The following is a 13,511-nucleotide window of genomic DNA, read 5'->3' as shown; positions in this document are numbered from 1 at the left end:
TCGAAACCCGCAATTCTCAGGTATACTATGCTCTTTTCAATGGTCCACTGAGAGAAGAGTAATGGGTGCGCCCGACGACATTCGCGAGTATATGTCCCGGTTAGGACAAGCCGCGCGCAGTGCGGCTGATGCCATGGCTATCGCCACCACTGAAGTGAAAAACAATGCCTTGGAAGCAATCGCTGTTTCGTTAGAAAAGCAGCGTAAAGAGATCCTGGCTGCCAATAGCGAAGACCTCAATGCAGGGCGTTCTGCTGGGTTGGATGCCGCTCTATTAGATCGGTTGGAGCTGACCGGCAGTCGTTTTGCCGCCATGATCGATGGTTTACGCCAGATTGCGTCTCTGCCGGACCCCTGCGGTCAGGTCAACGACATGAGCTATCGTCCGAGTGGTATTCAGGTCGGAAAAATGCGAGTGCCGCTGGGCGTTGTAGGCATCATTTACGAGTCGCGGCCCAATGTCACTGTTGAAGCGGCGAGTTTGTGCCTGAAATCTGGCAATGCTGTTATTCTGCGCGGCGGCAGTGAAGCCATTCGATCCAACCAGGCGATTGCCAGTTGTATCAAACAGGCTTTAACGGAAATCGGTCTGCCTAAAGAAAGTGTTCAGGTGGTTGAAACGACTGACCGTGCAGCGGTCGGTGAATTGATTACGATGCCGGCCTATGTTGATGTGATTGTGCCGCGAGGGGGACGGGGACTGATCGAGCGTATCAGCAACGAGGCGCGAGTCCCTGTGATCAAGCACCTCGATGGAATTTGTCACGTGTTTGTCGATGATCGAGCGGATCTTGATAAAGCCCGCGCGATTGCCCTCAATGCGAAGACGCATCGCTATGGTGTCTGCAATGCGATGGAGACACTCTTGGTGCACCGCGCAGTTGCAGGGAAAATTCTTCCGTTGTTGGCTGCAGACTATCAAGCAAAAGGTGTTGAGCTGCGCGGCTGTGACATTACTCGTAGCATTATTGCCGCAAATCCGGCTTCGGACGCGGATTGGAGTACCGAATATCTCGCCCCTGTACTCTCCATTCGAGTTGTCGAAGACATGGAGGCGGCGATTCAACATATCGCGGATTTCAGTTCTCATCATACCGATGCTATCGTGACGGAAGATTATTCCCGGGCACGGGAATTTCTGCGCCGCGTGGATTCCAGTTCTGTCATCGTCAATGCGTCAACGCGCTTTGCGGATGGCTACGAGTATGGGCTCGGCGCTGAGATAGGCATTTCTACTGATAAGATTCATGCCCGTGGCCCTGTAGGGTTGGAAGGGCTGACGTCTGAAAAATATATTGTTCTGGGAGAGGGACAAATTCGTGTTTAACGTATTGAGAAATCCGGTACTGCATGGCTGAAGAACTGACTAACGTCATCATTAATGCCCTTGAAGACCTCAAGGGAAGAAATATTGTGTCTTTGGACGTCACTGAACTGTCTGACGTAATGGATACCCTCATTATCGCCAGCGGTACCTCCAATCGACATGTTAAATCCTTAGCTAATAATGCAGTGCAGGAGGCCAAGCAGCTCGGCTTTACGACCATTGGCATCGAAGGGATGGCCGGCGGCGAGTGGGTGCTGGCCGATTTCGGCGATACCGTACTTCACGTTATGATGCCAGCGACCCGTGATTTCTACGATCTGGAGAAGCTCTGGAGCTTGCAGCCATTGTCTCGAAATGGTGAAAGCGACCAGCAATGAAGTTGACGCTCATCGCTGTCGGCAATCGGATGCCAGATTGGGTGATCAAAGGATACAACGAGTACCAGAAACGCCTGCCTCCAGAGTTCGCTTGGTCATTGATTGAAATTCCTCTTGCAAGTCGCTCTAAATCCAGCAACGCGAACATTGCCACCTCCAAAGAGGGAGACAAGATGCTGTCGGCGATTCCGAAAGGGGATCGCGTTGTCGCGCTGGATGTTCTCGGTAAACCTTGGGATACGCATGCGCTCGCGGGCAATTTAGAAAAGTGGTCCCTCGAAGGTGGCAACACCTCTCTGCTGGTTGGGGGGCCGGACGGCTTGGCTGCCCCATGTCTGGAGCGGGCGGATATGAAATGGTCGCTATCGCCGTTGACTCTGCCTCATCCTTTGGTTCGTGTGCTGTTGGTTGAGCAAATCTATCGAGCTTGGAGCATTAACGCGGGACATCCTTATCATCGCTAGTCTTGTATCAACGGGTGCCAAAAGGATTGTCATTCGTTGACGCAGACAGCATCATGCCGGCTTTTCAGGAAAAACTGACGATCAAGTCAATGTCGATGTTCCCGCAATAGCGTCCTAAACTTTCCGTATGCCTGCACAGCCTCAGCTAAAAGATCACCACAACGAAGCAAGAGTATTCTATCGGCGTTTGCTGGTATTTGCTGTGTTGATGATTGTGTTGATCGCTATTGTGATCGCACAACTTTACAACCTTCAAGTCGTTAAGCATGACGACTATGTCACTCTTTCAGACAACAATCGTGTACAGGTGCAGGCTCTGCCTCCCACAAGGGGCTTGGTTTTTGATCGAGATGGTCGGCTAATTGCGGACAATCGTCCGAGTTTTACGTTAACGATTACGGCTGAGCAGGTTGACGACTTAGAATCGACATTGGAGCAGCTGAAGCCGCTGGTCGAATTCGATGAAGAGGATATCGAAGATTTTCGCAAACGCCTGCGCCAGAGAAGACGCCCATTTGAGCCTGTGCCTCTGGTTTACCGTTTGACCGAAGATGAAATCGCTCGATTGGCGGTACAAGAATATCGACTGCCAGGTGTCAACGTTGCGGCTGAATTGGTCAGAGATTATCCCTTCTCAGAGCTCTTCGCGCACACCTTGGGGTATGTTGGCCGAATTAATAACCGTGAATTGGCCGGTTTCAGCGAAGAACAGTATCCTCGCTATAGCGGTACTCACACGATTGGAAAGATTGGTATCGAGCGCCAGTACGAAGACATTTTGCTTGGTCAGGTGGGTTCTCAATATGTCGAGGCGAATGCACAGGGACGGGTATTAAGGGTGCTTGAACAGGTGCCTCCGGAACCGGGAAAAAACCTGCAGTTGTTTCTCGATGCCGATGTTCAGCGCGCCGCCTATGAAGGGATGGGGTCGCAGCGAGGTGCTGTCGTCGCTCTCGACGTGCGCACGGGCGGCGTTCTGGCGATGGTGAGTACACCCAGTTACAACCCCAATCTATTCGTCACAGGAATCAGTTTTGCGGACTATCGGCGCCTCAACGAATCTTTAGATCTCCCGCTGTTTAACCGTACCATTCAAGGACAATATCCGCCTGGCTCTACTGTCAAGCCAATGCTGGGGCTTGCGGGCTTGAGCCTAAAGGCAGTAACGCCACAAACGACAGTCTACGATCCCGGCTTCTTCCGATTGCCGGGTGAGAAGCGCCTCTATCGCGATTGGAAACGAATTGGGCATGGTAAACGTGTCGATATCATTCAAGCCATCGTCGAATCCTGCGACACTTATTTTTACGATATGGCGTATAAGCTTGGCATTGACGCCATGCACGATTTCGGCCTGCAGTTTTCGCTGGGGGAGCGTACCGGAATTGATATACCCAGTGAGCGGCCCGGTATCTGGCCATCACGGGCTTGGAAGCGGGGGATGCAGGGGCTTGCTTGGTATCCAGGTGATACCGTTAACGTTGGAATCGGTCAGGGATTTGTCCTGTCCACGCCGTTACAGCTTGCTGTCATGACCGCGACTCTGGCGAATCGTGGCGATCATATTCAACCAAGGTTGGTTGAACGTATCGGAGATGTCGAAACGCCGATGCACGAGCATCAAATAGAAGATATCTCTGACGAAGACTGGGATTTGGTCTTTTTGGCGATGGAAAAGGTGGTTCACAGCGTTAAAGGCACGGCCAGCAGTCTGCGGAAATCATTGAGCTACCACATGGCGGGAAAAACGGGCACGGCGCAGGTGGTTGGCATCGCTCAAGGGGAAAAATATGATTCTGAATCTCTGCGTGAGCGACAGCGCGACCATGCACTGTTTGTCGCCTTCGCGCCAGTTGAGGAGCCACGAATTGCCGTGGCAGTGATTGTCGAAAATGGCGAGAAGAGTTCTAGGGCGGCAAAAGTGGCAAAAAAAGTGATCGATGAATACCTCATTGGTGAAAAAATTATTGCTGCGCCGGCTACAGAGGATGTCAGTCAGTCATGAGAGCCGGAGGGGATTTCCAACGCCGAATGCCGGAGGCCAGCAGCGATCTGCGCCGTCCCATCGGATTCTTTCGGCGCTGGCATATCGATTTGCCACTACTGTTCGGGTTGATGGCGATAACGGCGTTTGGCTTGTTTGTTCTATACAGCGCGAGCGGTCAGGACGTGCATTATATCAAGCGGCAGGGCGTCTTTTTTGTTCTCGCCTATTGCGTCATGCTGACTGTCGCCCAGGTGCGTGTTTATGCTCTGGAGTATTGGGCGCCGTGGATGTATGGCGGCGGCGTTGTGCTGCTGGTTTTGGTACTGGTTTTGGGTGTCGGGGCAAAAGGTGCACAGCGCTGGTTGAGTTTGGGCGGCTTTCGCTTTCAGCCGTCGGAAATTTTAAAGCTGGCAGTGCCGTTGATGGTGGCAGCTTATCTCTCAAGGCAAGTGATCCCACCTAAATTCACACAAATCCTTGTCGCGTTGGGTATCATCATTCTGCCAGCGTTTCTGATTATGCGGCAGCCTGATTTGGGCACGGCGATTCTCATCGCGGCATCGGGATTGCTGGTGTTATTTTTCGCTGGCCTACCCTGGTTGTATATTGGCTCGGCACTGGCGGCGGTTTGCGCCAGTGCATGGCCTATGTGGGCATTTGTCTTACACGATTATCAGAAGCGTCGTATTCTGACTTTGCTGAATCCAGAAGAAGATAAGTTGGGTGCGGGCTGGAACATTATCCAGTCGAAGACAGCTATCGGGTCAGGTGGGCTTTCCGGCAAAGGTTGGATGAACGGCACTCAGTCACATCTTAATTTTCTGCCGGAAAGTCATACGGACTTTATCATCGCGGTGCTTGCGGAAGAGTTTGGCTTGATAGGGGTTTTATTTTTATTGCTGCTCTATCTATGGGTATTGATGAGGGGAATGATGCTCGCTGCTTCGGCGCAAAGCTCTTTTGGCCGACTTTTGGCCGGCAGTATCATCTGTACATTCTTTGTTTATATCTTCGTCAACATCGGTATGGTGTCTGGATTGTTGCCGGTGGTGGGAGTTCCCTTACCGTTGGTGAGTCATGGTGGAACTTCTGTGGTCACACTAATGCTTGGATTTGGGTTGTTGATGGCCATCGGAACAGAAAGCAAACGCTTGAGCGTCAACTGACCTCGTGAAAAAGCACTCACATTTTCCATTGATGAAGAATTGTGACTGCAAAAAAACGAAAAATTAAGTCAAAACTTGCCAATCTGCTGCTATCTTTGAAATAAACTTGCGTGCTCTTCCGGTCAGGATTGTGTTATCGCATCAAGGATCGCCAAGTCATGAGGATGTAGTTTGTTACACAAGATTTCCACGTTGTCTGTCGCTGCAGTGTTGTTCTCCGCCGCGACGGCATATGGCTATGAGGCTTCTGAGCAGACAGAGGCTTTTGTTGAGCAACTGGTCACCCAGGACGGCTTTCAGCGTGCCGACGTCGAGGCGTGGCTGCAAGCCGCGCAGAAACAGCCGCGGATACTCGAAGCGATCGCACGGCCCGCAGAAAAAGTCCTTACTTGGAAAGACTATCAAGATATTTTTCTGACGAAAAAGCGCGTCGACGAAGGGCGGGAGTTCTGGGAGAGAAACCACCAGGCCCTGGCCGATAGCGAACGTAAATTCGGAGTGCCTGCAGAAATTATCACCGCCATCATCGGTGTTGAAACCAGCTACGGTGCGATCAAAGGCAAATATCGGGTGATTGATGCGCTATCGACTCTGGCTTTTGATTACCCTCCGAGAAGCCCATTTTTTACCCGTGAACTGCGCGAATTTTTCTTGCTTGCCCGCGAACAAAAGGTCGATCCGACAAGCCTAACGGGATCTTACGCCGGAGCGATGGGTTATGGTCAATTTATGCCCTCCAGTTATCGCCAATACGCTGCTGATTACGACGGAGATGGTCATATTGATATTTGGAATGATGCCGGCGATGCCATTGCCAGTGTGGCCAGTTATTTAAATATGCACGGTTGGCAAGCTGGAAAGCCAATCGTCATTCCAGTAGACAACGTTAATGCGCTTGATCGTTCTCTGTTGCTGAAAGACCTTAAGCCACAACAACACATCGGAGAATTACGCTCTCAAGGTGTGACTCTTGACTTGCCTGACGTCGATCTTTCCCCTGATGCGCCTGTGTCCTTGTTCGAGCTGCAAGGTAAGCAGGGGGCTGAGTTGTGGCTGGGACTGACAAATTTTTATGCGATTACTCGTTACAACCATAGCCGACTCTATGCAATGGCCGTGTTTCAGCTTGGTCAACAGATCAAACAATCTCCGGGGCGGGAAAATCATGAGGGTTAGGGTTTTTAGCCTTTTGTTTCGCTGTTTTCCTATCTGGGGCCTGGCCATATTGAGCGCCTGTTCGTCCTATTCCCCCCAAACGACAACAGACGTCAGCGATGGCGCTCCGCTTGATCCAGTAGATGTCTCCGGTGTCCCGGACGCGATACCTCGCCATGAAATCCGAACCATTGCCGGGAACAAAAGCCCGTATACGGTACTCGGTAAGACCTACCAGGTTCTGCCGGACAGTCTGGATTACCATGAGGACGGTATCGCGTCCTGGTACGGCACGAAGTTTCATGGTCGGGCAACGTCTAACGGTGAAACCTACGATATGTATGGCATGACTGCAGCCCATAAAACGCTGCCCATTCCGAGCTATGTACGGGTAACGAATCTAGAGAATGGACGTCAGGTGGTGGTTAGAATCAACGACCGAGGTCCGTTTCATGACGATCGTCTCATTGATCTCAGCTATGCTGCGGCAGGGCGATTGGGGTATTTGGATCAGGGCACGGCGCGGGTGAGTATTGAAGCTCTGGATACGGCAAGCCTGCAGGTTGCCAAAGCTACCCAATCATCGGAGTTGCCCAAAGTTAATAACGCACCCACGTTTTTACAGGTAGGCGCTTTTTCGGACATGAATGCTGCGGAAGCGTTACAAGTCCAGTTGAGAGAGTTGACGCCGCTTCCGGTTAATGTCGTCAGCCCTGAAATGGATAGACTTTACCGGGTGAGAATTGGGCCAATCAGTGATGACAGGTTGCTGACGGATACTCGCTTGTTGTTACAGCAACACCGTTTCCCTTCGGCATTTGTCATTTATGATTGAGTTATCAGCGTGGCTGCTGCCTGTTTTCTTTGCGGGTTGCCGTCGATGGCTGGACAGCAACTGGGTGGCTGATACACTTAGCGGCCTTTCGACGCTACCCCTCGCGCCCAAAACCCGATGTATTTCTATTCGTAGAATTCATAACGCTTATCCGGCGCCATACTTTTTTAAGCTATCAGGTAAAGACCTTTAACGATTATGCCGATCTTCGAACACCGCAGAAAAATTCTAGTTCATCTCTTCGCCGTGCTGTTGGCTATGTTCTGCAGCTCTGTCACTTTTGCCAAGCCGGCGATCATTCCCAATCCTCCAGAACTGGCGGCAAAAGCGTATTTGTTAATGGACGCGGATACGCAGACGATTCTTGTCGAGAAAAATGTCGACGAGCAGTTGCCGCCGGCAAGTCTCACCAAAATGATGACCAGCTATATTGTTTCTGCCGAAATCGAAAACGGCGAGGTGGGTGGCGATGAAATGGTCAATATCTCGGTAAACGCCTGGAAAATGGGCGGCTCTAAAATGTTTATCCGCGAAGGCACTAAAGTGCCTGTAGAGGATCTGCTGCGCGGCGTCATCATTCAATCGGGTAACGATGCCAGCGTTGCTCTCGCTGAACATGTCGCGGGCAGCGAAGGGGCGTTTGTCGATGTCATGAATCAGCAGGCGCAATTGCTGGGAATGAATTCGACCCATTATGAAAATGCGACCGGCTGGCCGGCAGATGGCCATCTAACCACCGCTCGGGATCTGGCCACCTTGGCGCGGGCAGTGATTCATGATCATCCCGATCATTACAAAATCTATTCGGAAAAATACTTTAAATACAACGGTATCAATCAGCCCAATCGCAATCGTTTGTTGTTTCGTGATCCCTCTGTTGATGGACTCAAAACCGGCCATACCGAAGAGGCGGGATTCTGTCTGGTGTCTTCGGCTAAAAAAGACGATATGCGCTTGATCGCCGTCGTGATGGGGGCTAATTCTGATGAGGCTAGAGCGACAGAATCGCAAAAGCTATTAACCTATGGTTTCCGCTATTTTGAAACCCACAAACTCTACAGTGGCAATCAGGAATTAACAGAATCTCGGGTTTGGGAAGGTGCAGATAAGCAGGTCAGACTGGGTGTCGAGGACGATCTGTTTCTCACTATTCCACGGGGTGCAGCAGAATCTCTGCAGGCCGAAATGCACATCAATGAAACCATCAAAGCACCCATTGAGAAAGGTGCGGAGCTGGGTAATCTCACGGTAAAACTCGAGGATGACACCTTGGTCGACGTGCCGCTTGTGGCGATGGAGCCGGTTGAGCAAGCGGGCTTGTTTTCTCGTTTGTGGGACAAGATCAAACTGTTTTTTATTAACCTCGTTAAGTAATACATCGATTGGGGAGGGCGTTAATCAGGGCTTTCCTCGCGTCACCTTGGTGAGATCTGCTCCGGCAAGGTATACTAGACCTCTGGATTTGCAGATCGAGCGATTGGTGATTTCCGCGCGCAAAACAGGCTTACCCTCATAAGGCTCGACACCTTTCGGGTAATTGCCTGTCAGACCTAGCGTCAGAGCTCGTTCTGTAGAGATTACGTTGTGTCTCCTGCAGGTGTACTCATGGCTTCTGACAATGCCGGCCAACAGCCGCCCAAGATTGAATTTCCCTGCCCGGATTATCCCGTCAAAGTAATGGGGGATGCCGGTGATCGCTTTCATCAATTTGCGCATGACGTCATGGAGCGCCATGCCCCGGGGTTTGATCCGGCGCAGGTGACGATCAAGAACAGCCGCAACGGCCGCTTTCAATCGATAACTTTTGTTATCACAGCGACCGGGGTAAGTCAGTTAGAAGCCCTACACAAAGAGCTGGTCGCCAGTGCCATGACCAAAATGGTACTTTGAGCGCGGTTATGGATAACTCGCAAATCATTGTAAGGCCTTTAGGTCTGTCCGATTACGAGCCTGTTTGGCTGGCGATGAAGCGCTTTACCGATGAGCGCAAGCCGGAAACCCTAGATGAGCTGTGGATCGTACAACATCCACCGGTGTTTACTCAGGGACAGGCGGGCAAGGCGGAGCATTTGCTGAATACTGGCGACATCCCAGTAATTCAAGTGGATCGTGGTGGTCAGGTCACCTATCACGGGCCTGGCCAATTGGTTGCTTATCCGTTGATCGATTTACGTCGTCGCGGTATCGGTGTCCGTGAGCTGGTCTCCAAGACGGAAGAGGCCATTATTAATACGCTGTCCGATATTGGTATAGAAGCCTTCGCCAAGCCTGACGCGCCAGGTGTCTACGTAGGGCAGGGTAAAATAGCATCCCTGGGGTTTCGTATTCGTCGTGGGTGCAGTTATCACGGTTTAAGTCTGAATGTTTCCATGGATACTGGTGCGTTTTTCCGCATTAATCCATGTGGGTTCGCGGGTATGGAAATGCTTAGAACCCAGGATCTGAGCACGGATCCCAGTGCGGGGGATGTCAATGCCATGGCGGGCATTTTAGTTGCAGCCTTCACGAGAGCGCTCGGCTATCAAACTTATACATACAAAGAAGCAGACGTGACGCCTGCGGATGGTGGGGTATCAGCTCCCGTTCTGGCGTCTACGGATATGCAAGCAGGTTAATATTATGACATTGGAAACCAGCTCTCCCGATATGGAGCCCATAAAGCGGACTCGACGCATTAAGCAGGGCGAAAAGCTGCGGGATGCTGACAAGGTCGAGCGTATCCCGGTCAAGGTCATTGCCACTGACCAATTCCAGCCGAAGCCGGATTGGATACGTGTACGGGTGGGTAATTTTCCGGAAGTGGACCGAATTAAATCGATTTTGCGATCCAATTCCCTGTCTACCGTGTGTGAAGAAGCCAGTTGCCCAAATCTTGGCGAGTGCTTTAGTGGCGGAACTGCCACATTCATGATCATGGGCGATATTTGTACCCGCCGCTGTCCATTTTGTGACGTTGGCCACGGTAAACCCAATCCGCTGGACGCCAATGAGCCCGAGCATCTGGCGCGAGCGATTGCTGAGATGCGGCTGCGATATGTGGTTGTGACATCCGTCGATCGAGATGATCTTCGGGATGGAGGCGCTCAGCATTTTGCCGATTGTATTCGTGAGGCGAGACACTATTCTCCAAACCTGGAAATTGAAATCCTCACTCCAGACTTCCGCGGTCGAATGGACACCGCACTGGACATACTGGCAGCAGAGCCTCCTAATGTGTTCAACCACAATCTGGAAACGGTTCCTCGTCTCTATCGGCAGGCCCGCCCTGGAGCTAATTACAAATGGTCGTTGGACTTATTAAAGCAGTACAAGGCGAGGCGCCCAGATGTACTGACCAAGTCTGGCCTTATGGTTGGCTTGGGGGAAACCAAGGAAGAAATTATTGATGTTTTGCGCGACATGCGCGAACACGATATCGACATGCTGACCATCGGTCAGTACTTGCAACCTTCGCGTGAACATCTGCCGGTGGATCGTTACGTTCACCCAGAAGAATTTGACGAGTATGCCGCTGTCGCAGAGGAGATGGGTTTTACCCACGCAGCTTGCGGGCCGCTGGTGCGCTCTTCTTACCATGCAGACAAGCAGGCGCACGGCGAGAAAGTTCGCTAAACATCGCAATTATTGCCGATTTTCTGCCTATTAAGAGGGCGCCCCTCGCCAGCGCATCATGGCTTCGGGGCGATCCGTAAAAACGCCGGCGACGCCAAGTTGTCCTACCCAGTTCCAATCGTCGGCGTTGTTCGCGGTGTAGACCCGTACGGGGATTCCTGCAGACCTGCATTCGGTGACGGTCGTCTCGCGCAGAAAGCCTAAACCCAGATGCAGCGCTTGGGCTTTCATCCGTTCCACAAGCGCTCTAGGCTCGAGAGGTACGCCTTCCACCAGTACTGCGGTTTCGACGCCAGGTAAGTAGCGCTTAAACGCCAGCAGCTGAGGGTGATCGAAACTGGACACGATGATGTGGTCATGGTTTCTCAGAGACGTCTGCAGTTGTTTGGCGACCCGTTGGGCTGTGGCGATGCCCTTGATCTCAATGTTCAATCGTGCGTGATTGCCGACCAAATCCAGCACTTCTTCCAACGTCGGAACTTTGTCGCCGCAGGGAAGTTGATGACGGCGGAGCTCGGCAAGGGATAGATCGGTGATTAGCTCCGTTCCAGGCAGCAAACGACCACAGCGTCGATCATGGTAGACGACCAGAGCATCCTGAGCTGCCCATACATCAATCTCTATGCCTTCGGCACCTATAGCTAGCGCTTCAGCAATGGCTCCCAAGCTGTTTTCGGAGTGTTTTCCTGTCGCCCCTCGATGAGCAAAACATTGCAGAGCTGGTGGTTTAGCGGGAGCGGTTGGTGAGCTGTTGGAGCAGGGATTCACTTTGATATCGGTAACCTCCACCAAACAGGTTGGCGTGATTGAGTAGGTGATACAGTTGGTAGATGGGTCTTCGTGTCGTGTAACCGTTCGAAATGGTGTTGACACTGGCGTAGCCTAGGTAAAAATCTTCGGGAAAGCGTCCAAACAGCTCCGTCATCGCTAAATCTGTTTCAGCATCGCCATAGTAGGCCGCTGGGTCGAAAATCACCGGGTCGCCATCGGCAAAGCCGATGTTGCCGGACCAGAGATCTCCGTGCACGAGAGCGGGTTGAGGGTGGTGATCTTTCAGATGCTGAGCCAATCGGTCGATTATTTCACACAGTTGTGGGTCATCAGCGTCACACCGGTAAAACGTTTGTAATTGTGGAAGCAGCCGTTGTCGAGTAAAGAAAGTCGCCCAATGTGCGTTGCGTCGATTATTCTGAGAGCGGGTGCCACAATAGGTTGTTTCATCGAATCCGAAGGAATCACCTTGGGCGGCTAGGTGCAACTGCGCCAAATTTCGACCTGCCTGGACCCAGTCTCCCTGAGACTGTATCTCAAGCCAAGACATTAACAACCAACTGTACTCCTCGAATACGCCGGTGCCGATCACTTCTCCAGTGCGAATGGTCTGAGTCGCGGCAATGGCCTGTAACCCCGCTGCTTCAGCCTCAAACATAGCCAGCTGGCTGCAATGGTTAAGTTTGAGAAAATAGCGATCTTCGCCCTGTCGTATGCCGTAGGCAATATTGATGTCGCCGCCGCCCACTGGCGACAAGACGGCTTGGTTCAGCCCCAGAGCGAGAGCTGGTTCAATGCCAGAATGAACCAGGTGACTCAGAGTTTCGGGCGATGGTAAGGGAATTTGCATTGGCTGGTTTCTTCAGAAAATACATGCCTATAATACGTGTGTATGTCGATGCAGTCCCCCAAGCTGCATCATAAAGTCAGAGGTGACCTCTTGCCTACGGTATAATCGGCAAGCCTCAGGCTAGTAAGCTGATGAATTGCTCGCCCCAATCGATGAATTCTTTCGTCTCCGGTTACAAACCAGAGTGCAGAGAGCCGTTGTCGCCATATATTAGACGGTAACGGTAGTCCTGAATTGCTGCTAAGGATGGCGGACCGCCTCTTCGTTGCCCCTAACAGGCACAGTAATTATGTATCTAACTTATTTTTGAGGAGTCGCGATGAACAAACCGGAAGACCTGATCGACAACAATCGTCACTGGGCTGAGGGAATCAAAAGCCAAGATGAGACGTATTTTGCGCGTCTGGCGACCCAGCAGAGCCCGGAATATTTATGGATCGGCTGTTCTGACAGCCGCATAGCTGCCAACCAGATTGTCGATATGGAACCGGGCAGTATTTTTGTTCATCGCAACATCGCCAATGTGGTTGTGCACACGGATTTGAACTGTTTATCGGTGATTCAGTATGCCGTAGAAGTTCTAAAGGTGAAGCATATTCTGGTTGTTGGTCACTATGGTTGTGGAGGAATCAAGGCAGCCCTAGAAAAAGAAGCTCACGGTTTGATTGATAATTGGCTGGAGCATATCCGCGATATTTATCGTGAGCACAAAACGGCGGTGGATTCCGCCAGTTCTGAGAAGGAGCGGACCAACCGTTTGTGTGAACTCAACGTGATCGCTCAAGTCGGTCATGTCGCACAGACGACGATCGTACGCAATGCTTGGCGTGCGGGGCAGGATTTAACATTGCATGGTTGGGTATACAGTCTTGAAGATGGACTGGTGAGGGATCTAAAAGTCACTCGTACGGCAGCAGACATGAATTTTTCGTAGGTTTTTCAAGAATGAAGGCGCAGCAGGGGCGGG

14 protein-coding genes are annotated in these 13,511 nt (G+C 51.6%); 12 read left to right on the top strand and 2 right to left on the bottom strand.

Going from position 1 to position 13,511, the window contains the following annotated elements; translation table 11 throughout:
* Window positions 1-61 precede the first annotated feature (61 nt).
* From ACXAFR_RS06490 to lipA, 11 genes are all read left to right on the top strand, one after another.
* A complete protein-coding gene (locus ACXAFR_RS06490) occupies window positions 62-1,327 on the top strand; it encodes a glutamate-5-semialdehyde dehydrogenase (protein WP_475174044.1) in 1,266 nt (421 codons plus the stop codon).
* A gap of 23 nt (window positions 1,328-1,350) precedes the next feature.
* Window positions 1,351-1,704, top strand: a complete 354-nt coding sequence (gene rsfS, locus ACXAFR_RS06485; RefSeq protein WP_475174041.1) for a ribosome silencing factor — start codon at window positions 1,351-1,353, stop codon at window positions 1,702-1,704.
* Entirely contained in the window at window positions 1,701-2,168 is a 468-nt protein-coding gene (rlmH, locus tag ACXAFR_RS06480) for a 23S rRNA (pseudouridine(1915)-N(3))-methyltransferase RlmH (RefSeq protein WP_475174038.1), read from the top strand. Before rsfS ends, rlmH begins: the two co-directional genes overlap by 4 nt.
* A 127-nt stretch (window positions 2,169-2,295) precedes the next feature.
* On the top strand, window positions 2,296-4,173 hold the full coding sequence (gene mrdA / locus ACXAFR_RS06475) for a penicillin-binding protein 2 (protein ID WP_475174035.1): 1,878 nt from the start codon (window positions 2,296-2,298) through the stop codon (window positions 4,171-4,173).
* Window positions 4,170-5,321, top strand: coding sequence for a rod shape-determining protein RodA (rodA, locus tag ACXAFR_RS06470; RefSeq protein ID WP_475174032.1), 1,152 nt, complete (start codon window positions 4,170-4,172; stop codon window positions 5,319-5,321). Before mrdA ends, rodA begins: the two co-directional genes overlap by 4 nt.
* A 171-nt stretch (window positions 5,322-5,492) precedes the next feature.
* Window positions 5,493-6,497 (top strand): lytic murein transglycosylase B, encoded by a 1,005-nt coding sequence (gene mltB, locus ACXAFR_RS06465; protein ID WP_475174025.1) that lies wholly within the window; start codon window positions 5,493-5,495, stop codon window positions 6,495-6,497.
* A gap of 49 nt (window positions 6,498-6,546) precedes the next feature.
* Window positions 6,547-7,311 (top strand): septal ring lytic transglycosylase RlpA family protein, encoded by a 765-nt coding sequence (locus ACXAFR_RS06460; RefSeq protein ID WP_475174020.1) that lies wholly within the window; start codon window positions 6,547-6,549, stop codon window positions 7,309-7,311.
* 198 nt (window positions 7,312-7,509) lie between these two features.
* The gene (locus ACXAFR_RS06455) at window positions 7,510-8,685 is read left to right on the top strand and encodes a D-alanyl-D-alanine carboxypeptidase family protein (protein WP_475174017.1); all 1,176 of its coding nucleotides are present in this window, start codon (window positions 7,510-7,512) and stop codon (window positions 8,683-8,685) included.
* A gap of 231 nt (window positions 8,686-8,916) precedes the next feature.
* Entirely contained in the window at window positions 8,917-9,201 is a 285-nt protein-coding gene (locus ACXAFR_RS06450) for a YbeD family protein (protein ID WP_475174013.1), read from the top strand.
* A gap of 8 nt (window positions 9,202-9,209) precedes the next feature.
* Entirely contained in the window at window positions 9,210-9,926 is a 717-nt protein-coding gene (gene lipB / locus ACXAFR_RS06445) for a lipoyl(octanoyl) transferase LipB (RefSeq protein WP_475174009.1), read from the top strand.
* Window positions 9,927-9,930: 4 nt separating this feature from the next.
* Window positions 9,931-10,923: a lipoyl synthase gene (gene lipA / locus ACXAFR_RS06440; RefSeq protein WP_475174007.1), complete on the top strand. Its 993-nt coding sequence runs from the start codon at window positions 9,931-9,933 to the stop codon at window positions 10,921-10,923.
* 30 nt (window positions 10,924-10,953) lie between these two features.
* Here lipA and ACXAFR_RS06435 read toward each other — a convergent pair whose 3' ends face one another.
* Both ACXAFR_RS06435 and ACXAFR_RS06430 read right to left on the bottom strand, forming a co-directional pair.
* Complete coding sequence (locus ACXAFR_RS06435; protein WP_475174003.1) at window positions 10,954-11,691, bottom strand: glycerophosphodiester phosphodiesterase; 738 nt, start codon at window positions 11,689-11,691, stop codon at window positions 10,954-10,956.
* A complete protein-coding gene (locus ACXAFR_RS06430) occupies window positions 11,651-12,544 on the bottom strand; it encodes a fructosamine kinase family protein (RefSeq protein WP_475173997.1) in 894 nt (297 codons plus the stop codon). The genes ACXAFR_RS06435 and ACXAFR_RS06430 overlap by 41 nt, the downstream gene beginning before the upstream one ends.
* A 319-nt stretch (window positions 12,545-12,863) precedes the next feature.
* On the opposite strand from ACXAFR_RS06430, the gene can reads away from it, so the two are divergent.
* Window positions 12,864-13,478, top strand: a complete 615-nt coding sequence (can, locus tag ACXAFR_RS06425; RefSeq protein WP_475173993.1) for a carbonate dehydratase — start codon at window positions 12,864-12,866, stop codon at window positions 13,476-13,478.
* The last annotated feature ends 33 nt before the right edge of the window (window positions 13,479-13,511 follow it).

It is taken from the genome of Pseudomaricurvus sp. ABR4_320 (assembly GCF_056159445.1).
This window is presented reverse-complemented; position numbering and strand designations above follow the sequence as displayed.

Bases quoted from the DNA above. Each gene is read 5' to 3' on its own strand.
- mrdA (WP_475174035.1), top strand. From the start codon at position 2,296: ATGCCTGCACAGCCTCAGCTAAAAGATCACCACAACGAAGCAAGAGTA.
- ACXAFR_RS06490 (WP_475174044.1), top strand. From the start codon at position 62: ATGGGTGCGCCCGACGACATTCGCGAGTATATGTCCCGGTTAGGACAA.
- lipB (WP_475174009.1), top strand. From the start codon at position 9,210: ATGGATAACTCGCAAATCATTGTAAGGCCTTTAGGTCTGTCCGATTAC.
- ACXAFR_RS06430 (WP_475173997.1), bottom strand. From the start codon at position 12,544: ATGCAAATTCCCTTACCATCGCCCGAAACTCTGAGTCACCTGGTTCAT.
- can (WP_475173993.1), top strand. From the start codon at position 12,864: ATGAACAAACCGGAAGACCTGATCGACAACAATCGTCACTGGGCTGAG.
- rsfS (WP_475174041.1), top strand. From the start codon at position 1,351: ATGGCTGAAGAACTGACTAACGTCATCATTAATGCCCTTGAAGACCTC.
- rodA (WP_475174032.1), top strand. From the start codon at position 4,170: ATGAGAGCCGGAGGGGATTTCCAACGCCGAATGCCGGAGGCCAGCAGC.
- rlmH (WP_475174038.1), top strand. From the start codon at position 1,701: ATGAAGTTGACGCTCATCGCTGTCGGCAATCGGATGCCAGATTGGGTG.
- ACXAFR_RS06455 (WP_475174017.1), top strand. From the start codon at position 7,510: ATGCCGATCTTCGAACACCGCAGAAAAATTCTAGTTCATCTCTTCGCC.
- lipA (WP_475174007.1), top strand. From the start codon at position 9,931: ATGACATTGGAAACCAGCTCTCCCGATATGGAGCCCATAAAGCGGACT.
- ACXAFR_RS06450 (WP_475174013.1), top strand. From the start codon at position 8,917: ATGGCTTCTGACAATGCCGGCCAACAGCCGCCCAAGATTGAATTTCCC.